Raw genomic sequence first — 25,683 nt, forward strand, 5'->3', positions numbered from 1 at the left:
AGCTGAGGAGCCAGGTTGCGAGCGTCCCCATCCGCTCCCTGAGGAGCGAGCTTGCGAGCGTCCCCCTCCGCTCCCTGAGGAGCGAGCTTGCGAGCCCAATTCCTGCTCCCTGAGGAGCGAGCTTGCGAGCGTCACGAAGGGTCTCGGCGAGACGAGTTGCGAAGACCCTTCGTGACGCGCCCTCCGCAAGCTCCGGTCGCTCCTCAGGGAGCAGGGCTGACGCGCCCTCCGCAAGCTCCGGTCGCTCCTCAGGGAGCAGGGCTGACGCACCCTCCGCAAGCTGCGGGCGCTCCTCAAGGAGCAGGGGGGCTGGTCGTTCTTTCGACTAGTGATTAGTGGCTACGCAGAGCCCCCGGGTTCGGCCAGAAGTTTCAGGGCACTTTGGCCCAGTCAGTTCTCCGGCCCGCACGCCGGGACGTCGACGGTGACGGTCGGGTCGTCGACGAGCGGCTGGATCGGGACCTCGGCGTCCCCGTGTGCCGAGGTCGGCTCGTCGATCTTCAGCACGATGGTGGCGGTCTCGCCCGGTGCGATGCCCACGCGGGTGGAGTAGTACGGCCGACCGTGCAGGGCCTGCTCGACGTAGAAGGCCCCGCCCTCGCCGAGGGTCATCTCCTTGAGGACCGCGCCCTTCGTCGCCAGGAACTCGACGTTGGCGAGGTTGGTTCCCTTCTTCACCGACAGTTCGGTCCCGAGGTTGCCGGCGACGTAGTCGGTGGTGTCCGTGGTGTCGAGGGTGTTGGTGAGCTTCACCGTGATCGTCGACTCCCTGGTGTCACCGTCGCACCCGCCCGAGGTGTAGCTGATCTCGCGCCGCAGGAAATAGTCCAGCTTCGTTCCGGACGCATTGCCGATGGCCACCTGCAGATAGGGCGACGACGTGTCGGAGATCTGGTGCCCCAGCTTCGTCGACTCGAGGATCTTCTGATCCTCGGCATCGGTGCTGTACACCATGATCCGCCGCTCGTGCACGCCACGGCCGAGCGCCTCGAGCAGATCCCGCGTGCTGCCGCCGGACGTGACGAGTTTGTTCACCACGGCCTGGGAGATTGCCTGCAGGTAGTCTTTTCGCGCGGCGTTGTCGTCCGCGAAGCGCTGATACGCCGTCGACAGCGTGATCGGGACGACGTTGTCGGCGGTGATCTTCTCCCGTCCCACCGACACCGGGCCGACGACCTCGAGGACATACTTCAGCGCGATCGGATCCAGCGCGATCGCCCCGTCGAGCTGGCGGCCGGTCTGGGCGCGCCAGTTCGCCAGCCAGATCTGCGCGGCGTCGGGGAAGTGGGCGCTGAGGTTGCCGTTCCGGAAGTCGGTGTAGGGGCGGTAGTAGGAGTAGATCGCGTCGTACTCGGGGCCGAGGTTGATCTGCGGGGTGGCCGGGTCGCGGAACTCCGAATTCGCACCGAGCTCGGGGATGGTCACCCGGCCCCCGGTCGCGTTCAGTACCGCGAAACCACCGACGAGGCCGCCGGTTCCACGAGCCTCGGACGGTGTCTGGAACGCCATGAAGTAGTTGCGCGGACCGTCGGCGCCGAGCATCGACGGGACGAGTTCGGCCGCGATGCTCGTCGCCTGCACCGTCGAGTCGGCAGCCTCGACCTGCTCGGCGAGCTGAGCCCGGGCATCAGCCACGACGCCCAGCCAACTCGGTTCGATCGCCGAGACCTGGGCGGCCACCGCCGCCGACTCCTCCGCGACCGACTTCAGCGCCGGCTGCGCATCCCGCAGCAGTGCCAGGTTCACGGTGTTGCCGGTGCGCAGGCGATTCGGGTCGAGCACGGTGGCGAGGTCGGCAGCCGGCACCAGCACGTCGGCCGACAGCGCCGCAACGGCATCGCTCATCTGCTGCACCGATTTCAGCGGCGATCCGACGACCGGCACCGCCGCAGCCGCCGACCACAGGAAACCGTTCGCACGGTCCTGGGCGTCCTCGGCCCGCACCGACGCCGCCTCGGCCGCCTGACGGGCGCCGGCCTGATCGCCGTCGAGCATCAACGCCCGGGCCCTGCTCGCATCCGCGCGCACCGATTCCAGGTCGTCGCGGACCTGGAATGCCGAGTACGCCAGCCAGATCAGCGCGGCGGCGACGAGCAGCAGCACCACCGCGACGACCTGGACGACGCGGTTACCCGCCAGTCGCCGGATCATCGGCTCTCCCCCGTCGCGTGCCGGCCCGGTCGAGTGGCGGAGGCCTGCTCGGCGGACGATTGGCCCGCTCGCTTCGCTCCCGGCGCCGCCAGCCACGTGACCAACGCCTCGACCTTCGGTTCGACCTCGGCGAAAACCCGGTCGAAGTCCTCGCGCGGGCGGCCCATCGGGTCGACGATGTCGAGCAGGTCCGAGTTCGGATCGAGGCGTCCACGCCCGGCGATGATCTCCGGCAGCGCGCCGAGGTCGCAGAGCGCGGCGAACTCGGTCAGCGTGAAGACCCGCTTCCAGCGTGCCGGGGCCATCTGCTGCGCGGCGGCACGGTGTTCGCGGCTCATGCACAGCACGAGGTCGGCCTCGGTGAGCATCGGCGGACGCAGATACCGGGACTCGAACCCCGATGCGTCGTAACCGTTCTCGACCAGGACGGCGGAGGCGTGCGGATGGATGGGCTGCCCGTTGAGCGCTCCGACACCGGCGCTCGACGACGTCACGGGGACACCCGCCAGGCCGGCGAGGCCGGTCAGCACGCGTTCGCCGATCGGTGAACGACAGATGTTGCCCGTGCACACGAACAGGATCGACATCTGCGGCGTCGCCGCTTCGGATCCGGTCACCATTCCTCCTCGATTCTGCGGGCAACCCGCGCCAATACGTCCGGCTGCCCCAGCTCTGCGTGCGCCGTGCCGGCGTGCAGCACGTCGACGACGACCCGTCCGTCCGGATCGACCGCACGCGTCCAGGCGTCCGGGTCCGGGTTGTCCTGCGCCGCAACGTAGAGCACCTTACCGGCGGCCACCGGACGCAGGTCGTAGGAGCGCGCCGCCGCGGCCAGGCCCCTCGTCCGGTCCTCGAACCGCCGCAGTGCGTCGGGGTCGTGCTGCTCGGCCAGGGCACGCAGGGGGTGATCGGCGGCTCGCAGCTCCGCGTCGTCCACAGTGGTCAGTTCGGCCGGCGTCCGCGCGTCGAGCAGCACCAGCAGCGCGACCTCTTCGCCGAGTTCGACGAGCCGGCGCGCGATCTCATGGGCGACGATGCCGCCGACGGACCAGCCGACGACCCGGTACGGTCCCTGCGGCTGGGTCGCCCGGATGGCCTCGACGTGCAGTGCCGCGATGCCCTCGATCGTCGTCGGAAGATCCCGCTCGGCGAGTACGAGTTCGGGCAGTTGCAGGCCGAACACCGACGCCGACGGCAGGGACTCGCCCAGCGCCCGGAACGGTTCGACGATCCCGGTCGCGGTGTGCACACACCAGACCTCGGGTCGTCGGCCGGTGCCGGGCGACAGCGGCACGACGCGTCGGCCGCTAACGCCGCCTTCCGGGTCGTCGAGCAGCCGGGCGATCTCGGCCGGGGTGCGATGACCGAAGAGTTCCGCCGCGTCGACGACCCGGCCCGTCCGGCGGGCCAGTTCGTCCCGCAACTGCAGCAGGGCGAGCGAATGCCCACCGGCGGCGAAGAAGTCGTCGTCCATGCCGATGGGTGTCCCGGCACCGTCTGCGCCCGCGTGCGGACCGGCCGCCGCGTCGCCCAGCACGGCCCGGAAGGCGTCGAGAACCGCTGCCTCGGTGGCGGTTCCCGGTTCGCGCACGGACTCCGACCAGACCGGTTCGGGCAGTCGGCGTACGTCGATCTTGCCCGCGCCGCTGAGCGGCAGGTCGTCGAGTACGACGATCCGGCTCGGCACCATGTGCCGCGGCAGCGACGATCGGCACGCGGCCCGGAGCTCGGTGGCCGGCACCGACGGTGCCACCACATAGGACACGAGCGCTGGTCCGACCGGGCCCGGCCGCAGGACGGTCACCGAGCGCTCGGCGCCCGCCCGCACGATCACCGCGTCGATCTCGGCGGGTTCCACTCGCTGACCCCGGATCTTGACCTGACGGTCCGCCCGGCCGACGTAGACCAGCTCGCCGGTGTCGCGATCCCACCGCACCAGGTCCCCGGTGCGGTAGCGGCGCACGCCGTCGGCGCCGGCGACGAACGTCGCAGCGGTGAGCGCCGGATCACCGAGATAGCCACGGGCGACCCCGGTTCCGCCGATGTACAACTCGCCGACGACACCCGGCGGGACGTGGCGCAGCTGGGCGTCGAGCACCTCGGCGCCGATGCCCGGGCGCGGATGCCCCAGTCGGATCGGGTCGCCGCGCCGGAATGCACTGGTGGACACGGTCACCGTCGTCTCGGTGGGGCCGTAGATGTTGAGAACCTGGGCATGTTCCGACCACACCGCGGCCAGATCGGCCGAGAGTGCCTCGCCGCCGATGTACACCAGGCGCAGCGCACCGATCGCCGCCGGTCGCAGTGTGCGGACGACCGAAGGCGTCGCCGTGAAGACGCTGACCCCGGTGCGGTCGAGGAACCGGGCGAGGTCGTCCCCGCCGGTGATCCCGGCCGGGACCACCACGAGGGTCGCGCCGGCGGCGAGTGGCAACAGCATGTCGTGGAACGTGGCGTCGAATCCCGGACTGATGGCCATCCCGACGCGGTCGTCTGGTTCGACGTCGCCGAGCGAGGCCACGCGGTGTACACCGCGATGGGTGACCCCGACGATGTTCGGGGTCCCGGTGGTACCCGACGTGGTGATGACGTAGGCCAGCGCGTCGCGCGACACCGATGTGACCGGTTCGGACACAACCGGTTCCGTCGGTTGGGCGGGGATGTCGGCGGGCGTGATCACACTCGCGGACGCGCCGGCGACCACGTGGCCGATCCGGGCCGTCGGGTAGGTGACGTCGACCGGTACGCACACCGCGCCGATCCGGCTGACCGCCCAGATCGCGACGACCGACTCGATCGACCGCGGCACCACGACGGCCACCGCGTCGCCGGCACCGAGCCCTCGACGTCGCATCGCGCGGGCGGTCACCGAGACCCACCCGTCGAATTCGCGGTAGGTCAGGGACCGGTGCTCGTCGGCGATGCCGGGACGGTCGCCGTACGCCTCGACAGCCGACGTGAAGAGCTCGGCCAGCAGCGGTTCGGCCCCCGTGGTCGATGACGCCCGCGCTCGGTCGGCGACGAAGCGTCGTTCGGCGCCGGTCAGCGGCTCGATGGCCGCGAGACGACGTGACGGCTCCCCCACGACGGCGGCGACCGCGGCGACCACTCGCTCGCCGAGAGCGCGGATCGTGCCCTCGTCGAACAGTTCCCGGCCGTGGTGGACGCGCAACCGCCAGCCGCCGGCGTCGGGCACCGCCTCGACGTGGATGTCGAACTCGCTGCGCGGCGACATCCACGTCGACGCGCCGGTGTCTGCCGGGTCGGGCCCGGGCATCTCCGGATCGGCCATCGAGAACGCCACCTGTACCAGCGGATGCCGCCCGGGGACGCGCGGCGGATCGATCAGGGCGACCACATCGTCGAAGGCGATCGCAGCATGATCGAGCGCCGCCAGGTCGTCGTCGCGGACCGCCGTGATCAGCTCGCCGACGGTCATGCCGGGGCGAATCCGGGTGCGTAACACGACGGTGGAGATGAGCATGCCGACCGTGCCGGCGGTGTCGGAGTCGCGGCGCATCGAGGCGGGCGTGGCCAGCGCGATGTCATCGGACCCCGACTGCACCGCGAGGGCCAGCACCAGCGCCGCGTGCAGGATGTGGAACTCGCTCGCCGACGCCCGGCGCGCGGCCGCCGGAATCGCCTGTCCGACCGCATCTTCCAGCAGATACTCGGTCGTCGAGGTCCGCAGGTCCCGAACGACGGGGCGGCGCTGGGCGAGGTCGAGCTCGCCGCTGTGCCCCTCGAGCGCGCGCCGCCAGAAGTCCACCAGGGCAACCCGGGATCGCTCGTCGTCGGCCGCCATCTGCCGGGCGACCGCCTCGAAACCCGTCGGCGCCGGGCCGAGGTCGTGACCCGCCAGCAGCGACGCGAGCTCACGCTGCACGATGCCGGCGGATTCACCGTCCATGGTGATGTGGTGCGCGATCACCACGACCGCCACCGGGGTCACCTGATCGTCGCCGGTGACCAGCCACACCCGGACCGGTGGCTCACCGGTGAGATCGAAGGCCTCCCCGAGCATCCCGATCCCCGCGGGCGTCGTGAGCTCGGCCGCACCCACCCGCCGCAGGGACGGGCGCCACGCGTCGAGAACACGCTGCCGGGGACCGTCAGGTGTCGCGAGGTACCGGGTACGGAGCGCGGGATGGCGGTCGACGAGGGCCTCGACCGCGCCGACGACCGCGGACTCGTCGGTTCCGGGCGGCACGGGCACCACCGCGGGCACGGCGTAGATCGGCACCGCTCCGAGCATCTGCGCGCCCACCCACATCCGGCGCTGCGTCGGGGCGAGTGGGAGGTCGCCGAGGTCGGACTCCGACGGGCCGGCCGGCGCGCCGCCTCCCGCGTCCGTCCCCTCCGCGGCGAGTTCGGTCACCGCCCGCGCGAGCGCGACCGGGTTGGGGTTCTCGAAGAGCAACCGGGTGGGCACGCGGACGCCGAGCCGGCGCCCCAGCGCGGAGGTCACCCGTGTGGCCGAGAGCGAGGTACCGCCCATCGTGAAGAAGTCGTCGGCGTCCCCCACCGAACCCGGAGAGACCTCCAGCACCTCGGCCATCGCGTCGGCGATCGCCGCGACGAGTGGAGCCGAGGACACCGCATGCGACGGCGCCCCGGCACCAGCCGGCGCCACCGCGGTGCCCGATACCCGTTCGGCCGTAATGACGTCGACGTCCGGTCCGTCGACCTCCGGGAACGGCTGATCGGCATCGGTTGCCGCCGCGACGACCGATCTGCGGAAGTCGTCGAGAAGCGCCTGTGCGACCACGGTCGGGACGGCGGCGGAGTGCACCACCGTGATGTGCAACTCGTCGTCGCGTTCGGCGAGCACGACCTCGACGTCGAACTTGGCGTCCACGGTCTCGGTGTACTCCGGGACCAGCCTGGCGATCACGGCATCCGCCTCGGGACCCGGGCCACCCGCCGACGCTCCGCCCAGCACCACCTCGCCGGAGGACTGGGGCACGACGTCCTGGTTGACCAGCAGTACCGAGATCAGCGGGTCCCCGGCCTCCCGGCCGTCGGGACGGACCATACGGGCGACGTCCTCATAGGGGACCTCACTGTGCGGTTGGGCGGCCAGGGCGGCGTCGCGAGCCCGCACGACGGCCTCGCGGATCGGGAGCCCCGGATGCAGCCGTGTCCGCAGGGCCACGGTGTTGACGAACATGCCGACCACCGACTCCCACTCCGGCGCGTGCCGGCCGTGCACCGGTACGCCGATCAGCAGGTCCCACTCACCGGTCCACCGGCCCAAGACCGTCGCGAGCGCGGCGTGCGCCACCTGGAACACACTCGCCGACATCGCTTTCGCGGTCTGGTGCAGTGAATCCGTGCCGACGATCGACGCCGACAACCGCCCGGCGGCAGCGTCGCGCGGCCGCCCGCCGGTGTCCGCGATGCCCGGCAACCGGAGCGGGCCGGGGGCCTCGGCGAGCGTCGACGTCCAGAAACGCAGTTGCCGTGCGTACCTGCTGCGCGGATCGGACGGGTCGCCGAGACGGGCGATCTGCCACTGGGTGAAGTCGGCGTAGGTGAACGCCTCGTCGGCGGGGACCGAGAGCCGCTGGCCGTCGTAGGCACGGAGCAGGTCCGTGAGCAGCACCCGGATCGACCACCCGTCGATCGCGACGTGATGCAGGACCACCGCCAGATGGGTGTGCGGATCCTCCGCCGAGTCGAGCTCGAAGACCGCGGCCCGGAACCCGGTCTCGGACTCCAGATCGAACGGCCGCCGCAGGAAGTCCTCGATGTCCCGACGGAGACCCTCGGGACCCGTCGCGGCGTCGACGAGGCGATGCCGTAGCACCGGACTCCGATGCTCGATCCGGCGCTGCCGTGGACCCGACGGCGAGTCCGGGTGGACGGTCCGGAGGACGGCATGAGCCGCGACCACCTCGTCGACCGCCTTCCGCAGGCGGGCGAGGTCGACACGGCCGCTCATCCGCAGCACGAGCGGAACATGGTAAGCCGTCGAACGCGGATCGAACTGATGGTGAATCCACATGCGGCGCTGCGGATATGCGAGCGGCAAGAACTCCGGGACCGGCAGTCGGGCGGGTACCGCGCCGGTGTCTTTCGGCCCGGTATCACTCGGCCCGCCCGCTCCGCTCCCGGCGCCGGCCAGCAGTTCGTCGACACGTCGCGCGACTGCGGCGACCGTGCGTGCCTCGAAGATCCCGCGGACCCCGATGTCCGCACCGGTCGCCGCCGTCAGCCTCGACGTCACCTGCGTGGCCGACAGCGAGGTACCGCCCTCGGTGAAGAAATCGGAATCGGCGTCCAGCGACCGGACGGGACGGTCGAGGACCTCCGCCCACACCGCGGTCACCAGTCCCTCGGTGGCCCCCGACGGCGGCCGCCCGGGGCGGACATCCGAACCCGCTGCCGCACCGGCGAAATCGGGATCGGGCAGCGCCGCCACGTCGATCTTCCCGTTGCGTCCGAACGGCAACGCCGGGACACCGACGATCGCACTCGGGATCATGCTGCGCGGCAACAGGTGCGCGAGCTGACGAGGCAGGTCGGCCACTTCCGCATCGTCTCCGTCGACCACGACCCACGACACGAGGATCTTCTCGCCCGCCGGGGTGGTCCGCGTCGCGGTCACCGAGGTCGCCACGCCGGGCAACCCCGACAGCGCCGCGTCGACTTCACCCGGCTCCAGACGCACGCCGCGGATCTTCACCTGATCGTCGGTGCGACCGTGGATCACGAACGTGCCGTCGGGACGACGGTGGACGAGGTCACCGGTCCGGTACATCCGCCCGCCGGCGAGAAACGGGTCGGCGCTGAACGGATCGGGGACGAACGCCCCGGCCGTCGTCACCGGGTCGTCGAGATACCCACGAGCAAGGCAGTTCCCGGAGAGGTACAGTTCACCGACCGTATGGTCGGGCACCGGCCGCAGCGCACCGTCGAGCACATACATCCCCACACCCGGCAGCGGAGCGCCGATGTGAACGGGCCCGCTCGGAGTTGCCGTGTACCGCGCACTGCTGACCGCGACGGTGGCCTCGGTCGGGCCGTACTCGTTGCTCAGCGTGTGGCCGGCCGTCCACTCCCGGACCAGCCCGGCGCCGAGGGGTTCACCGCCGACCGCCACGTGACGAACACCGGGGAGTTCGTCGGGTCGCAGGGTCGCGAGCACCGACGGGGTGGTCAGCAGGACGCTGACCCGTTCGGCGTCGACGAACTCGGCGAGCTCGTCCGCGGCGATGACATCGGGCGGGCACACGACGATCGTGGCGCCGGCAACCCGCGGGGGCACGAGCCCCATCAGGTGTGCGTCGAATCCGGTTGCATACGTGTGCAACACCGCGTCCGACGAGTCGAGCCGCAATCGGGACACGGTGTCGTGCGCCCAGTCCGTGAGGCCCCGATGGGTCACCTGGACACCCTTGGGCAGTCCGGTCGTCCCCGAGGTGAACGTGATGTAGGCGACGTCGTCCACCGACAGCGGGCGCACCCGCTCGGCGGCGTCGAACGGCGGCGAATCCGACGTGCTCGCAACGGAATCGGCATGGCGGGCGAGCAACTCGTCGAGGGCGAGCACCGGGATGCCGCCGGTCACGGATTCCGCGGTCGCCGCGAGGGTGACAATGGCACGCGGTCGGCACCGCTCGATGATCATCTGCCGGCGCCCCGCTGGGTCGGCCGGATCGACGTTCACGAACGCCGCTCCTGCGCGGGCGACCGCGACCGTGGCGAGCACGCCGAAGACCGAGCGCGGCAGCAGGGCGACCACCACGTCCCCCGGACCGATTCCCGCCTCGATGAGCGAGCGAGCCGTGAACGTCGCGAGCCGGTCGAGGTCGGAATTGGTGAGCGAGACACCCGACCCGGGCACCGGATGGCGCCGGTCGACGACCGCGATCGCATCCGGATCGTCAGCGAGCCCACCGGTCAGCAGCTCGTCGAGCGTGTCGAACTCGCGAATCCGATTCTGCGGCGCGGCTTCCGGGACCGACGTCGAGTCCGACGGGGCGAGCAGCGCCGCGACCGTCCGGTTCGGTTCGCGCACCCCGCGCCGTATCGTCTCGACGACGAGGTCGCACAGCGCGTCCAGTCTCGCGGCGCTCGCCACCGCATCCGTGCACGTCATCATCAGATGCAGTGCACCGTCCCGGCGATACATCGACACGTCCACACCGAACAGCGGCACTCCCCCGAAGGGACTCGCGTCCGACGGGACATCCGCTGCCGCAGCCGGACTCGCCGCCACCAGCTCGTCCGGGACGGCGCCGAGGGAGACCTCGAACAGCGGGGTGCCCGCCTTGACCCGACCGGGATCGGCGATCTCGGTGATCTCGGTGAGCGGGAGGTCGGCGTGCGCGAACGCGCCGAGGTCGACCGCGGTGACCGAGGCCAGGAGATCGACGAACGGCAGGTCGACGTCGATCGGGGTGTGCAGGGGTACGGCACGGGCGAACAGCCCCGGCACGGAGACCAGGCGCGGGTCGATCCGCCCGGACAGAGCGGTGCCGATCGTGACCACCTCGGCGTCGGACTGCCTTGTCAGCACCGCCGCGAGCGCGGTGTGCACGACGATGAACGGAGTGCTGTGTCTGGCCACCGCCAGATCGTCGAGTGCTCCGGTCTCGGTGCGGTCGAGCGACCGGTGCGCACGGTGCACCACCGCTCGTTCCGGCGCGGACGGATGCGGGGCCGCCGGGTTCAGTTCGGGCAGGCGCAGTGGTTCGACGGCCCGATCGAACGCCGAGACCCAGTGCGCGACGAGCTCGGTCCGCCGGGCGGCCAGCGACCCGGCTCGCCACGCCGAGTACTCCTGGTAGTCGACGTCGGCGGGCGCCGGGAGGGTCCCGGACAGGGCGGATCGCAGCTCTGCGGACAGGATGCCGAACGACTCGCCGTCGACCGCGATGTGGTGCGCGACGACGAGAAGCCAGGTCTGCCCGTCCACCGCGCAGATCCGTACCCGCCAGGGCAGTTCGGCGGCCAGGTCGATCGGCGTGTGCAGCGTACGCAGCGCGGCGTCGACCGACTCGATGTCTGCGACCGAGACCGTCTGCGCCAGTTGCGCTCTCAGTTCACCCGCGACATGGGAGTCGGGTCGGCGACGCTGCACCGGGCCGTCGGGACCCGAGGGGAACACGGTGCACAACGCGTCGTGCCGCGTCACGATCTCGAGCAGGGCACGGCGCAGCTCGTCGGGGCCGGCGTCGACGGGGAGGGCGAGCGGCATCAGATACCCGGTGAAGTCCGGCTCGGTGCGCCATCGGAGCCACAGATCCATCTGCTCGGGGGTGAGCGGCAGATCCACCCCGTCAGCGGCTGCGAAGTCGGCGAGACCGGTCCGGGAGCCGTCGGCGATCGTGCGTCCCGAACTCGCCGCGGACTCGATGTGCGCGGCGAGTGCGGGCACCGTCGGGTGGGCGAACACATCGGCGACGGAGACATGGTCGCCGATGCCCGTCAGCGTGGCCGCGAGTCGCGCTGCCGACAGTGATGTTCCTCCGGTCGCGAAGAAGTTGGTGTCCGCGGCGAGCACGGCGTCCGTGCCGATCACGGCACGCATGGCGTCGGCGACGGTCTGCTCGGCCGGTGTCAGTGCTCGGGTCGGTCCCGTCGGCACCTCGGGCAGCAGATCCGTGAGCCGGTGGCGGTCGAGTTTGCCGGTCGGGGTCATCGGCCAGCCGTCGACGATCGCGAGTCGCGCCGGGATCATGTGCGCCGGGAGCCTGTTCGCACAGGACACGAGGATCTGCTCGGCGGAGAGGGCGTCCAGCACATCGAAGTCGGCGAGGCCGTCCTCGGTGACGAATGCGAGCAGCCGTTCCTCGCCGCGGCGGCTGCCCGGGTCGAGGAGCACGCGCGCGTCACCGACGCCGGGGTGCTCGCGCAGCACCGACGTGATCTCACCGAGTTCGATGCGGTGCCCGCGGATCTGGACCTGGTCGTCGCTGCGGCCGAGATAGACCATGCGGCCGCCGGCGATCTCGCGTACGCGGTCGCCGGTACGGTACATCCGGCGGCCAATGCCGCGCGGGTCGGCGACGAACCGCGAGGCGGTCGTGGCCGGGGCGTTGTGATAGCCGATCGTGACCTGATCGCCGCTCACGTACAGTTCGCCGATGGCGCCCACGGGAACCGGGCGTAGGTCGCGGCCCAGGATCGCCGTCGAGACGCCGTCCAGCGGGACACCGATGTCGCTCCGGGCGTCGTCGACATCGACGTCGACCGCAGTGAGGTGCACGGTCGTCTCGGTGATGCCGTACATGTTGACCAACCGGACGTCCGGATGCGCGGCCGACCACTCCCGTAACAGCCCCGGCGACAACGGTTCGCCACCGAAGACGACGGCTCGCAACGCGGGTGATCCGGCGTCCGGGGCGACGGCGGCCACCGTCGGGTCGATGAGGTTGCCGAACGCCGTCGGGGTCTGCGAACAGACGGTGACCCCGTACCGGTCGATCGCCGCCGCCAGCAAGCGCGGGTCGAGCACAGTGGCGCGCTCCAGTACGACCACGGCACCACCGGAGGCCAACGGCCCCAGGATCTCCCAGACGGAGAAGTCGAACGCGTAGGAGTGCACCCAGCTCCACACGTCGTCGTCGGACGCGGCGATCGTGTCCAGCGCGGCGCCGAGCATCGCCGCCAGATTCGCGCGGGTCACCAGGACGGCTTTCGGTACACCGGTGGAACCGGAGGTGTGGATCACGTAGGCGCCACCCGGAACCGGTTGTGCACGTTCGCCCGTCGCGACGGCGCGCACCGCCGGCCCGGCTTCGATGACCGCGACGGGAGCGGTGGCGTCGACGATCAGCTCCGTCCTCGACGGCGGATCGTCGGGTTCGATGGGCACGTACACCGCGTCGGCCAAGAGCACCGCGACGATCGCGATCACGGCCTCGGCGCTCCGGGGCAGTGACAGCGCGACTCGGTCGCCCGGTTGTACCCCGTTCTCCCGCAACGTGTTCGCGAGGGCCTCGGCGCGACCGAGCAGTTCCCGATAGGTCAGGGCCGTGTCGTCGGCGATGACGGCGGCGGCGTCCGGCTTCGCCTGCGCACGGCGTCGCAGGGCATCGATCGGGTCGACGGGAGTGGTCCGGCGGCTGCGGTCGGAGAGCGCCCGGGCGGCGGGAACCGGGATGCACCCCGCGACGACCGAGTCGGGCGTCGCGACACCGAGCGCGGCGACCGTCTCGACGAAACGGTCGAGCAGGTGGCCGGCAGCCATCGGGTCGACCCGGCGTTCGGCGACGGTCAGCGAGACCGACAACCCGTCCGGCTCGTCGAAGACGGTCAATTCCAACGCGGTTCGCGCCTGGCCGGCGGCCAAGGTCTGGACCTCGGCGAACACCGCCGGGTCCGCGACGTCGGGCCGGGAGGCGTGATAGGCGAAGATGACATCGGCGAGCCCCGTTGGTGCCGCGTCGGCGTGGGTGATCGCCGCCGTCAGGTCCGCGCCCACGCGGGCGAGGGCCTCCGCAACGCTGCGGCGCCGCACCCCGGTGATCCGCACCGGTACCGTCTCGACGAACATGCCGACCGGGCGTAGTTCCTCGGTGGTGAATCGTCCTGAGACCGGCACCGACAACACGAAGTCGTCGGAATCCGAGTACTCGGCCAGTACGGCCGAGAGCGCCACGCACAGCATCGTGTTGAGCGTCGTCCCGAAGTCGCGTGCACGAGCAGCGGCACGGTCCCGGGCCCCACGGTCGACGTCACGACGCAGGACGGTCGCCGGACCGGAGGTGAGTCCCGCCGGCACCGGTTGCGCCGGCTCCGGCAGCACGAGGCGAGAAGGGGCCTCCCGCAATGTCTTCGCCCAATAGACCTCGGCCGCCGCATCCACCGCGGCCGGCCGCGCGGACAGCGCGGCACTGAAGGCCACCGCGTCCTCGGTCCACACCGGAGTCGCACCGTCGAGACGAGCACGCAGTGCATGCGCGAAGTCGTCGACGACGGTGTGCAGCGACCACTCGTCGATCGCGATGTGGTGGGCGACGAGTACGAGCTCGGTCCGTTCGCCGGTCTCGTCGACGACCGCACGCCACGGCAGGTCCACCGTCAGGTCGAAGGGGGCCGCGACGGCGAGGTCGATGCCGGTCGCGTCGAGGGTGGCCGCGGTCATCGGCGCGGCCACACTCGCCTCGTCGACTCCGCGGACGACCGCGACCGGCTCCCCGCCGTTGTCGGGGTACACGGTCCGCAGCGCCTCGTGCCGCGCCGCGACGTCGATGAGTGCGGCGCGGACGACTTCGGCCGAGATACCCTCGGCGAGAACGACATGCACCGGCAGGTGATAAACGGTCGCCTGCCGGTCGGCGCGATTGAGCAGCCAGATCTCCTGCTGCGCGCGGGTCGGCCGGTAGCGGACGGTGCCCGCGGGATCACCCGGCGCGGCGCGGCGCGGCGCGGAGGCCTCGAGGACGGCGGCGAGTTCGGCGAGGGTCGTGACATCACCGAGATCGCGCACGCTGACGACGACCTGCAAGGTGCCACCGAGGTGCGTGGCCAGTTGCATGAATCCCAGTGACGTGGCGCCGAGCTGGACCAGTTCGTCGTCCAGGGACGGGTCGGGCACGCCGAGGACGGACGTCACCGCGTCGGCAACGGCGCGTTCGATCGGCGTCGACGGACGGCGGCGCGCGGCGGGCGTTTCGGGCGCCGCGGCGATCAGCCCGGCGGCGGCAGACCGGTCGACGCCGCCGAACCCGTCGAGCGGTACCGCATCCAGGATCGTGACCCGGCGAAGCCACAGCACCGCCGGGAGTTCCGCGTTGACCCGGCGCCGAGCCGCCGCCCGAATCCGTTGCGGGTCAAGGGGTTCGGTCGCCTCCGACGACGCGGAACGGGCGGGCACGAGTCCGAGCGCGAGCCCGTCGCCGTCGCCGTCGCCGAGTACGACCGCGGTCGCGGCCGCAACACCGGGGACCTCCGCGGCGGCACGTTCGAGCAGTGCGAGATCGACTCGGATGCCGTCGATCTCGACGATCTCACCGGCGCGGTGATCGATGACGAGAAGTCCCGTCCCCGGTTCGAGATGCCCGCGGTCGCCGGTGACCAGCATGCGCCGGCCGGGATGCCACGGACAGGCGACGAGTGTCGTCGACGTACACGAGCCTTCCCCAGCGAAGTGCTGTGGCACAACGCTTCCCACGACGTACACGTCGCCCGTGATGCCGGGCGGCAGGGGTCGTAGACGGCGGTCGAGGATCGCGATGCCGACGCCGTCGCGCGGGTGTCCGCTCGGGAGTGGCCGGCCGATCGGCTGGTCGGGACGGACACGGTTCGCAGCGGTGTAGGGGCCCAGCACGCCCCGAGGGCTGTAGGCGGTCCGCACATCCCGGCCGGCGGCGTATCGGACGGCCGGCGCCGGCGCTGCGCCGGCGTCGACGATCAGCACCGTCGTCGCGGCGCCGCGCCCCGTGTCGTCGGCAAGTAACCCGGAGGGCACGATCCGGTGCGTCACGCCGGCGGCGTCGGGCTCGACGAGCCGCAACCCGTGGGCGGCACCGGCGACGATCTCGAGGTGGGCCGCCCAGGACGCCTTCGGCGCCGTGACCGCGAGCTGTCCGTGTCCCGCATCGGATGTGTTGTGGCCGAATGATTCCGGCGCGAACAGGCCGTCAACGATGAGCGCGGCCACGGCCCGCTGCGGGAGTGCGACCACACCCTCGACGCCGACGGCGAAGCAGGCGGTGTCCTCCGGACGGGGCGACGCGGGCTCCGCCGACGGCGCGACCCCGGTCAGGCCGGCCAGCGTGTGCACGTCCTCCGCGCGGACACCGGCCGGCACGTCCGCATCGTCGTCGGCGATCACCAGCACGCCGGACACCCCCGGGACATCCGGCGACACCGAGTGCGGTGCTGCGGGATCGAGCAGGATCACGGCGGCCCCTGTCGCCGCGACGGCCCACCACGACAGCACCCGGTCCGCGTCCGACCCGACCAAGACGCCGACCGCCGAGCCGGGTCGCGCTCCGAGCGTGCGCAACCGGGCGCCGAGATCGCGAGCCCGCGCGTGCAGCTGTTCGAAGGTCAGCAGCGTTGCGTCCGAAGATGTTCCAGAGATCTCGACGGCGGGATCACGCCGTTGCCGCAGCGCGACGTCGGTGAGGGCCGTCCAGACGGTGCCCGCGTCCGGCGCCTCGTTCGCCGGCAGCTCACGCGCCTCTCCGGCCGAGGTGTCGGCGAAACGCAGCGGCAGGTCGTCGACGCGGGTGTCCGGCGCCCGGAGGAGCGCATCGGCGAACGTGTCGAGCATCGACAGGAACTGCCCGTGGTGTTCGGCGACCTCCGCGTCGTCGTATCGGTTGGGGTTCGCCTCGACGCCGATCATCAGCGAGGAATCCTGATCCTCACCGGGTACCGGGTAGATGTTGATCGTCAGGTCGTCGGCTGGGCCGACGGTCAGGATGTGAAACGTGGCTCGTGCTTCGCCGCAGGGGAATTCGCGGTCGAACAGCATCAGGTTGAGCATCGGGCCGGAGCGTTCCTGAGCCGCCGTGCGCGGTGTCGCCCCGGAGGATTCGTCGGCGGCGAGGTCGGCCCAGATGTCCTCGCCGCGGTAGCGCTGGTGCCGCAGCGCGCCCATGAGCGCGGCCTGGGTGGACGCGAGCGCGTCGGCGACGCTGCCCGATCCGGTGACCCCGGTGCGCAGCGGCACGATGTTGGCGACCGGGAGCGGGGTGGCACGCAGCGCGGCGGTCGTCCGCGCGGCGACCGGGAACTGGAAGATCACCTCGTCGCCCTGCGCGGCCGCGCGGCCCAGATAGGCCGCGAAGGCGGCGACGAGAACGTTGGGCAGGATCGTCGAACCGCGTTGTGCGGCAGCACGTAACCGCGCCATCGTGTCGGCGGGCACCGCGGCGGCGACGCGTCTGGCAACGGCTGCGGGACGTCCCGGGCGGTGCGCCAGGGTCGCGGCGATCCCCACGCCCGCCATGTTCTCCCGCCAGTACGCGCGGTCGGTGGCGAAGCGCTTCGACTGGCGGTACTCGGCGTCGGCGCGGGCCGGAAGGTCCAGGTCGACCGGCTTCTGGGGCGGCGCGGGCTCGCCGGTGACCGCCGCGTGATAGGCCGCGAGGGCCTCGACCATCCGGTCCTTGCCGCCCATCCCGTCCGAGAGCAGGTGATGACCGCGGTTGTAGACCAGCGCCTTGTCGTCGGACAGCCGGAACAGGCACCCGCGTGCGGTCCGGTCCACCCGGGGGTCGAGGGGTCGCGAATAGTCCTGCGCCATCATCTCCTCGGCGACGGCGCGCGGGTCCGGCCGGTCACGGAGATCGATGATGTCGGCCCAGTAGTGCAGGGCGGGGTCGTACACGCCGACCAGCCCGTCCTCGGTGTCGACGAACCGGAGCTGGGTGAACTGCGCGCGCTGCACCACCGCGCTGGTCGCCCGCACGAAGAGCTCGGCGTCGATGGGACCGTCGATCTCGACGTACTGGGCGACGTTGATCGGCACATCGAGCGCCGCCTGCTGGGTGAACCACAGCGATCGCTGGGCCGCGCTGAGGGTGAAACGACGCGGGGCGTCGGGGTCGGAGGGACCCGACGGGGCCACGAACTCGCGCTTGGACGAATCGCTCATACGACGACCCGGCCTCTACGCGTGCGGCCGGGGAGAACGGGGCTCACGGGGCGGGCCGACCGTCTGATCCCCCCGGTCCCAGAAATGCCATGCCACACCCAGCCGTGCATGAAAAAGGCATGCGTCGGCCGCGAGATCGAAACACGGGCGTCGTCGAATTCAACGCCTTGCCTCACCACTCACCATGTGCCGTCCTCTTGTCACGCCGATCCGTTGCCGCCGGTCGCGTGGTGATTCTCATCATCGACGCGTCACCGGGGCGAACGGCCATTTCCCGACACTGTCATCGCGACGGCCGCTCGGCGTGAAACCGATGCGGGCCGAGCGGATGACAAGAGCCTATGGGACGGGTTGTCGCCTCACAACTCGGGGGGAACGCCGTTACTGACGCTAATCGATGTGAACGGAATGGTATTTCGCGCGACCTGCGACGGGATTCGGAAACACCGTGAATGCACACCCGAATTCACGGTCGGCAGAACATCGTCGAAGTGTAGTGAAATGTCTCGGAATTGCACCCGAGGAGCAAATGACCGAGAAAGGAAAACAATCGCCGATCGCGCGATCAGCCCCCGAAGATGTCGCGCAGGTGCTCGACCTCGGTGACGCGCTCGGCGTGGGTCGGCGCGGTGGGCGAGGCCAGGATGCACGTGACACCGGCCTCCCGGAACGCCGCGACCCGCTCGGCCACCTGGGCCTTGGAACCGATCAGCGACATCGACGTGACGAGGTCCTCGGGGACCGCGGCGGCGGCCTCCATCTTCTTGCCGTCGAGGTAGAGGTCCTGGATCAGCTTCGCCTCGTCGGTGTAGCCGTAGCGGATGGCGAGCTGGTTGTAGAAGTTCTTCCCACGGGCGCCCATCCCGCCGATGTACAGGGCGGCATGATGGCGCACGAGCTGCTTGGCGTTGTCGATCTGCTCGGCGTCGTCGGAGATGCGGGCGGTGGCCTGGACGACGATGCCCAGATCCCCCAGCGACGGATCGCGCTTGGCCTTGCCCGCCGCCAGCGACTCACCGAAGGCCGCGTCGATCTGCTCGGGGTGGAACAGGATCGGCTGCAGCTCGTCGAACATCTCCGCGGCCAACTCGATGTTCTTCGGGCCGATGGCGGCGAGGAGCAACGGGATGTTGTCGCGTACGGGGTGATTGATGATCTTCAGGGACTTGCCCAGTCCCGAGCCGCCATGCTCCTCGTCGAGCGGCAACGTGTAGTGCTTGCCCTGGTAGTTCAGCTTCTCGCGGCGCCAGACCATCCGGCAGATCTCGGCGTGCTCGCGGGCGCGTCCCAGCGGGTAGTCGTACTTGACGCCGTGGAATCCCTCGATCACCTGCGGACCGGATGCGCCGATACCGAGCACCGCGCGACCGCCGCTGATGTAGTCGAGGCCGGCCGCGGTCATCGCCAGGTTGGTGGGCGTCCGCGAGTACATCGGCAGGATCGCGGTCTGCAGTTCCATCGTCTCGGTCTTGGCCGCGATGTACCCCAGCTGCGAGACGGCGTCGAAGCTGTAGGCCTCCGGAACCGCGATGCGCTGCACACCCGCGGCTTCGAAGTCCGCGAGGTTGTTGATGGTCTCGCGGAAGTCGCCCGCGTAGTTGATCGGCATGCCCAGCTTCATCGATGTCATGCCGACGGATTCTTCCACAGCGGCGACCGGTTTCCGAGGGTCTGTTGAACGTTCGATAGGTCGGCCCCGGCCGGGGACCCCGCGCACCGGAACTGTGCCCGATGTTTAGGTAAATGAGGGCGGTAGGTCCCACAATCGTCACCATGAGCGGCGAGATGCTGATCCTGGTGCTGTTGGTGGTCACAGCCCTCGGCTTCGACTTCACCAACGGCTTCCACGACACCGGCAACGCGATGGCGACGTCGATCGCCACCGGCGCCCTGAAGCCGAAGGTCGCGGTCGGGCTGTCGGCGTTGCTCAACCTGGTCGGCGCCTTCCTGTCCGTGGAGGTCGCGGCGACCATCACCAAGGACGTGCTGAACATCCAGCAGACCTCGGGACCCGACGCCGGGGAGCTGGTGGCCGGCTTGTCGGCGACGACGGCGCTGCTCATCATCTTCGCGGGCCTGATCGGCGGCATCCTGTGGAATCTCTTCACCTGGCTGTTCGGGCTGCCCTCGAGTTCGTCCCACGCCCTGTTCGGCGGGCTGATCGGTTCGGGCCTGGCCGCGATCGGTGTCAGCGGGATCAACTGGTCCGGGATCACCTCCAAGATCCTCATCCCCGCGCTGGCCGCACCGGTCATCGCCTGTCTGGTCGCGGCGTGCGGAACCTGGCTGGTCTTCGCGATCACCCGCCGGATCGCCGACCGGCAGAAGGAGGACGGCTTCCGCTACGGGCAGGTCGCCACCGCATCGTTGGTCTCGCTGGCCCACGGCACCGGAGACGCCCAGAAGACGATGGGTGTCATCGCGATGGCCCTCATCGCCACCGGACACCTCGAGGCGTCGAGCGTCAGCCACGGACTCCCCTTCTGGGTGGTCTTCAGCTGCGCCGCGGCCATCGCGATCGGCACCTACCTGGGCGGCTGGCGGATCATCCGCACCCTCGGCAAGGGACTCGTCGAGATCACCTCGCCGCAGGGCATGGCCGCGGAAGCGTCGTCGGCCGCCATCATCCTCACCTCGAGTGCCGCGGGCATGGCGCTCTCGACCACCCAGGTCGCGACCGGCTCCATCCTGGGTTCGGGGGTCGGCCGCAAGGGCGCCCAGGTCCGCTGGTCGGTCGCCGGCCGGATGGCCGTCGCCTGGGTGACGACCCTGCCCGCCGCCGGCGCGGTCGGTGCCGCCTGCTACTTCCTCGCGCACCTGTTCGGCGACGTCACCGGGGCCCTCATCATCTTCGCGATCCTGGTCGTCGCGTCGGGCTACATGTACTGGCGCGCGCAGGAGAACAAGGTCGACCACGAGAACGTCAACGACGCCTGGGAGGGCGAGGCCCTCGCGGGCGAGGAGTGGGAGGAAGCGGTCGCCACCGAGACGGACGACACGACCCTCCCGCTGCCACCGGTCATCCCGGCCGAGATCATCGTGCAGCACGACCCGGAGAGGAGCGCCTGAGAATGGAGACGTTCGAGGCCATCGGCAAAGTCCTCATCGTCGGACTGGTACTGGGAGCGGGACTGCCCGCGCTGTTCGCAGTCGGGTTGCGTCTGCGGTCCCTCGCCGAGGGTTCCGTCGCCGCCGACGGAACGACCTCCGATCCGCATCCCGCGCTGAAGCCCGTGGCGTACCTCATCTTCGGCGTCGTCATCCTGGTGATCGTCGTCGGGATCCTCTGGATCACCCGGCAGACGATCTTCTACTACACCGGCGTCAAGATCTTCCCGTTCGGCTACAAGTGATCGTCCCCGCTTCTGATCGGAGACACCCCGTGGACCGCCCGACACTTCTGCAGAAGGTCGTGGAGTGGTTGCGCGCCGGCTACCCCGACGGCGTCCCGCACAACGACTACATACCGCTCGTGGCGCTGCTGCGCCGGCAGCTGACCGACGACGAGGTGAGCCAGGTGTCGGCGGAGCTGGCCCGCGAGTCCCCGCCGCCACCCGAACCGATATCGCGGATCGACGCGGCGGTGAAGATCACCCACTACACCCATGAACTGCCGCACGAGGACGACATCGCGCGGGTACGCGCACACCTCGTCGCCCGCGGATGGCCGTTCAGCGACGAGCCCGATCCTGATGGGGACGGTCCGACCGATGGGGACCTGCCCTGAGGACCCTGCGAACCCTGCCGCTGCCGTCGACCGACGCCGTGCTCGACCACGCCGATGACCTCCGGGCGATCCTCGACGGTTCCTCGGCCTCCCTGCCCGTGCCCGACGACGCCCGCGCCGCAGCCGAACTCGCCTCGGCGCTGCAGGTGGGCGCACCCATCGACGACCCCGTGTCCCTCGTCGTCTCGACGTCGGGGTCGACGGGCACCCCCAAGGGTGCGCAGCACTCTCCCGCGACCCTCGCCGCGTCGTCGCGGGCCACCGCCGATCATCTGGGCGGGCCGGGCAACTGGCTGCTGGCGCTGGCCCCGCACCACATCGCCGGCCTGCAGGTCCTGCTCCGCGCGCTGACCGCCGGGCAGACGCCGGTGGTCCTGGACATGCGGGCCGGTTTCGATCCCGAGGTCTACGCCCGCGCCGTACGCGACTTCGAGGGTCCGCGGCGATACACCTCGCTGGTGCCCACCCAACTCGTCAAGGTTCTCGACCAGCCCGCCGCGACCGCCGCCTCGCGGGAGCTCGACGCCATCCTCGTCGGCGGTGCGGCGACCCCGAAACCGTTGTGGTACAGAGCGATCGACGAAGGTCTGCCGGTCGTCGCGACATACGGGATGAGCGAGACCGCCGGAGGGTGCGTCTATGACGGGCGACCCCTCGACGGCGTCGCGGTCCGCATCGCCGATCCGGCACCCGAGGGCGTCGGGCGCGTGCTGCTCGGCGGTCCCGTCGTCGCCTCCGGCTATCGCAATCTGCCCGACCATCCGGCCTTCGCCGAGCCGGGCTGGTTCCGCACCGACGACCTCGGCCGCGTCGACGACGCCGGGCTGCTCTCGATCGTCGGCCGCGCCGACGAGGCCATCTCGACCGGCGGGCTGACCGTCGTACCGCAGGTCGTCGAGGCCGTGATCGCCGACGACCCGGCGGTCGCCGAATGCGTCGTCGTCGGACTCCCCGACGACCGGCTCGGCGAGGCGGTCACCGCGTTCGTCGTCGTCCGTCCCGGAGAACGCCTCGACGTCAACCGCATTCGCGGTTCGGTCACCGAGCGGCTCGACAAGTACGCGGCCCCCCGGCGGGTCGTCGAACTCGACGCCCTCCCCCTCCGCGGACCCGGCAAGTACGACCGACGCGCGTTGCGGGCCCGCTTCGGTGCGCAGATGTAGTGTGTCGTCGCGCCTGGCGCAACGATGTGCGACAACTGCAGTTCAGGCGGCGGTCGCAAGTGCCTGGGAGATCGACGTCGCGACGTACTCCGCTCGGTCGCGGAGGTCACCCCAGGTGTAGTTCAGCACCGTCCAACCCGCCGCGAGGAGCGCGTTGCGTCGGGTGCGGTCACGCTGGAACGTCTTCGAGTCGCGGTGGAAAGCGAACCCGTCGATCTCCACCGCCACCATCCGGTCGAGGAAGGCGAAGTCGATCTCGTACCCACAGGCCGGATGGTTCGCCACCCACCCTTCGATACCCGCGGTCCGGAGGATCGTGACAGCGAGACGCTCGGCGGCCGACCGCGCACCCGATTCCAGCAGTTGGACCATCGGACCCATGTCCGCCGCGCCGACGCACCGGCGCCGCCGCTCGTAGGCCTCGACGAGACGCTCGACCGTGGTGCGCCGCTGCTGCAGCGCAGCATCGATGACCTCGATGCCGCCCTCTACCGCACCCTCCAAAACCGACAACGCGACCCCGGTGACCGGTAGCCCGTCCCGGGTCAGCACGTCGGCGTCGGCGAGAGCGCGGTTGAGAATCCGGACTCCCGTCACCGGATGACCGTGGCGGCCGCGGAGCGCGGTGACCGTGGGCAAGGCGGGTGGGGCTTCGACGATCCCATGCCACCATGCGGCAGCGAGTCCCGAGAGGACCCCGTGAGTGCCGACGGCAAGCGTCGCGGTCCGGATTCGCGTGCGGTCGGTCTCGGGGTGGTCGGCGAGCCGATAGACACGAGGATGCACCGATACCCACTCGCCGGCCCGCACCCGACGGTGCACCGCCGACCGGTTGATGCCGTGTTCGCGGGCATCGGCCGCGGTGAACACGCCATCCTGGTCGAGGGCGAGCGCCCGAAAGTCCGGCGGAAGATGCATGACCTTCAGACGCACCTGCACCGCAACCGGTTCCATCGCTCGACGGCCCCGCAGATGTAGTGTGTCGTCGCGCCAGGCGCTACGAAGTTCTACACCTGCCGGGCAGCCGCCGGCTCGCGCGCGCGGCCGTGACACGATGAACCCCGTGGCTACCCCCTCGCAGTGGATCCAGGGCGCTCGTCCGCGCACGCTCCCCAACGCGATCGCGCCGGTCGTGGTCGGTGTCGGCGCGGCGGCGCACTCCGGCGACGTCACGTGGTGGAAGTCCGTACTCGCGCTGGCGGTGGCCGTCGCGTTCATCATCGGCGTGAACTTCGCCAACGACTACTCCGACGGCGTGCGGGGGACCGACGACGACCGGGTCGGTCCGATGCGCCTGGTCGGGTCGGGCGCCGCCTCGCCGAAGGCCGTGAAGACCGCCGCGTTCCTGTGCTTCGGGATCGGCGCGGTCTGCGGGCTCGTCCTCGCCATCGCGACGGCGTGGTGGCTCGTGCTGGTCGGCGCGATCTGCATCGCCGGCGCCTGGTTCTACACCGGCGGCAAGCGCCCCTACGGCTACGCCGGCTGGGGCGAGGTCGCGGTGTTCACCTTCTTCGGGCTCGTGGCCGTCCTCGGCACCCAGTTCGTCTCCGCCGGTCGCATCGATTGGGTCGGACTGGCCGGCGCGATCGGGATCGGCGCGATCTCGAGCAGCGTGCTGGTCGTCAACAACCTCCGAGACATCCCCAGCGACACCGAATCCGGCAAGATCACCCTCGCCGTGCGACTCGGTGACGCCCGGACCCGGATCCTGTTCGCCGTGCTTCTGCTGACCCCGCTCGCGATGAGCCTGGTCCTGGCGTTCGCGACCCCCTGGGCGCTGCTCGGCCTGGTGACGTTCCCACTGCTGTGGCAGGCCTACGCCCCGGTCCGAACCGGGGCGGCCGGACCGGGACTGATCCCGTCGATCGGGACGACCGGCAAGGCGATGCTCGCCTGGGCGGTCGTCACGGCGGTCGCGCTCGCGCTCACCTGACGGACCTCGACGCCAGACCTGCGCCGACGATCAGACCTGCGCCTCGACGTCGGGCAGGCTCGCCACGACCGCGGCGCGGAGTTCGTCGGCGGTGGTGGCGGATTCGATCAACGCCCGCGACGCGTCGTCGGCGGTGTCGATGATCCCCAGCAACAGGTACTCCGCGCGGAGGCGGCGGTCACCCCGTTCCCGCGCGATCTCCATGGCCCGGCCGAACACCGTCCGGGTGTCGTTAGCGAAACGCGGACGGGCGCCCCGGCCCCGCGGTCCGCGCCGGCCGCGCCCCGGCTCCCAGGGCCCCTCGCCGCCGAACGGTCCGCCCGGCCCGAAGCCTTCGGGTCCGAAACCGCCCGGCCCGAAACCCTCTGGCCCGAGACCCTGTGGGCCGCAATTCGGCCGGGGTCCGCGACCGCGACCATGGTGCCGGTGCCCCCGACGCCCGTGACCACGTCCTCGGGGGCCGCGCTCGGCACGCTCGCCCCAGCCATCGGACAGGTCCTCACCGAAGCGCCCGCGCACCGCTTCCCGGACCTTGTCGAGGTCGATTCCGATGCCGCGCAGGGCTTCTCGATCCTCCTCGTAGCGTTCGCGAGCCGACTCGTCGTCGGCGGTCTCCGCGGTGTCGGACCGTTCCGAGTGCTCGTCGTGGTACTTCCGGACCACCTCCCGGGCCGACGTCAGCGTCAGCCCCTGGTCGGCCAGCAGCGCGAACAACGGGCTGCGGGCATTGCAGAGCATGCCCAGGATCACGTGGTCGTTACCGAGTTGCCGATGACCCAGGTCGCCGGCCTCCTGCGTGGCGAAAGCCAGCAGCATCTTGTCATCGCGACTGATTCGCTCAAACATCTGTGTCTCCTTCTGGCCCACTCGCGCGGGCCTCACGTTGTGAGTGCTTCTGATGCACGGCCTGTCGGCTGATCTGCAGCACTTCTGCGATCGCCTGCCAGCTCCACCCGTGGGCACGGGCGTTGGCCACCTGCACGTCCTCGAGTCGGTCGGCCAGGGTGCGCAGGGCGCGTACCGCGGCCAGGCCCCTCGCCGGATCGCCGCTCGCGGCGTCTCCGGCCAGCTCGGCGCTCGGTGCGTCGGGTGCGGTGTCGGTGCTGTGGTCGTCGTGCATGATGTCAGGTTATGTTGACATCGACGA

At 70.8% G+C, this 25,683-nt stretch carries 12 protein-coding genes; 5 read left to right on the forward strand and 7 right to left on the reverse strand.

Annotated elements, in window-relative coordinates; translation table 11 throughout:
• Positions 1-390: 390 nt before the first annotated feature.
• The 4 genes from FFS52_RS10905 to FFS52_RS10920 all read right to left on the reverse strand — a co-directional run bounded on the left by FFS52_RS10905 (position 391) and on the right by FFS52_RS10920 (position 19,343).
• Positions 391-2,151 carry a DUF4012 domain-containing protein gene (locus tag FFS52_RS10905; protein ID WP_137809706.1) on the reverse strand — a complete coding sequence of 587 codons (1,761 nt, stop codon included), beginning with the start codon at positions 2,149-2,151 and terminating at the stop codon, positions 391-393.
• Positions 2,148-2,771 carry a low molecular weight phosphotyrosine protein phosphatase gene (locus FFS52_RS10910; RefSeq protein WP_226512600.1) on the reverse strand — a complete coding sequence of 208 codons (624 nt, stop codon included), beginning with the start codon at positions 2,769-2,771 and terminating at the stop codon, positions 2,148-2,150. The genes FFS52_RS10905 and FFS52_RS10910 overlap by 4 nt, the downstream gene beginning before the upstream one ends.
• Positions 2,765-17,713: a non-ribosomal peptide synthetase gene (locus FFS52_RS10915; RefSeq protein WP_137809707.1), complete on the reverse strand. Its 14,949-nt coding sequence runs from the start codon at positions 17,711-17,713 to the stop codon at positions 2,765-2,767. Before FFS52_RS10915 ends, FFS52_RS10910 begins: the two co-directional genes overlap by 7 nt.
• 565 nt (positions 17,714-18,278) lie before the next feature.
• On the reverse strand, positions 18,279-19,343 hold the full coding sequence (locus tag FFS52_RS10920) for an LLM class F420-dependent oxidoreductase (protein ID WP_068970733.1): 1,065 nt from the start codon (positions 19,341-19,343) through the stop codon (positions 18,279-18,281).
• A gap of 143 nt (positions 19,344-19,486) precedes the next feature.
• Here FFS52_RS10920 and FFS52_RS10925 point away from each other — a divergent pair, with 143 nt between their 5' ends.
• From FFS52_RS10925 to menE, 4 genes are read left to right on the forward strand one after another with little or no spacing between them, the layout of a single operon-like run.
• A complete protein-coding gene (locus tag FFS52_RS10925) occupies positions 19,487-20,782 on the forward strand; it encodes an inorganic phosphate transporter (RefSeq protein ID WP_137809708.1) in 1,296 nt (431 codons plus the stop codon).
• A 2-nt stretch (positions 20,783-20,784) separates the two neighbouring features.
• Positions 20,785-21,066 carry a hypothetical protein gene (locus FFS52_RS10930; protein ID WP_065629227.1) on the forward strand — a complete coding sequence of 94 codons (282 nt, stop codon included), beginning with the start codon at positions 20,785-20,787 and terminating at the stop codon, positions 21,064-21,066.
• A 29-nt stretch (positions 21,067-21,095) separates the two neighbouring features.
• Positions 21,096-21,440, forward strand: coding sequence for a DUF3349 domain-containing protein (locus FFS52_RS10935; protein WP_058252672.1), 345 nt, complete (start codon positions 21,096-21,098; stop codon positions 21,438-21,440).
• Positions 21,441-21,478: 38 nt separating this feature from the next.
• Positions 21,479-22,603: an o-succinylbenzoate--CoA ligase gene (gene menE / locus FFS52_RS10940; RefSeq protein WP_249356235.1), complete on the forward strand. Its 1,125-nt coding sequence runs from the start codon at positions 21,479-21,481 to the stop codon at positions 22,601-22,603.
• A 42-nt stretch (positions 22,604-22,645) separates the two neighbouring features.
• On the opposite strand, the gene FFS52_RS10945 is transcribed toward menE, so the two are convergent.
• Complete coding sequence (locus tag FFS52_RS10945; RefSeq protein WP_137809745.1) at positions 22,646-23,521, reverse strand: type IV toxin-antitoxin system AbiEi family antitoxin domain-containing protein; 876 nt, start codon at positions 23,519-23,521, stop codon at positions 22,646-22,648.
• Positions 23,522-23,666: 145 nt separating this feature from the next.
• On the opposite strand from FFS52_RS10945, the gene FFS52_RS10950 reads away from it, so the two are divergent.
• Entirely contained in the window at positions 23,667-24,536 is an 870-nt protein-coding gene (locus FFS52_RS10950; protein ID WP_137809710.1) for a 1,4-dihydroxy-2-naphthoate polyprenyltransferase, read from the forward strand.
• A 30-nt stretch (positions 24,537-24,566) separates the two neighbouring features.
• On the opposite strand, the gene FFS52_RS10955 is transcribed toward FFS52_RS10950, so the two are convergent.
• Positions 24,567-25,382 (reverse strand): Clp protease N-terminal domain-containing protein, encoded by an 816-nt coding sequence (locus tag FFS52_RS10955; RefSeq protein ID WP_137809711.1) that lies wholly within the window; start codon positions 25,380-25,382, stop codon positions 24,567-24,569.
• On the reverse strand, positions 25,375-25,656 hold the full coding sequence (locus FFS52_RS10960) for a hypothetical protein (RefSeq protein ID WP_065629224.1): 282 nt from the start codon (positions 25,654-25,656) through the stop codon (positions 25,375-25,377). The genes FFS52_RS10955 and FFS52_RS10960 overlap by 8 nt, the downstream gene beginning before the upstream one ends.
• Between the last annotated feature and the right edge of the window lie 27 nt (positions 25,657-25,683).

The organism is Gordonia sp. ALPHA1B1, from assembly GCF_005502615.1.
Taxonomy (GTDB): domain Bacteria; phylum Actinomycetota; class Actinomycetes; order Mycobacteriales; family Mycobacteriaceae; genus Gordonia; species Gordonia hongkongensis.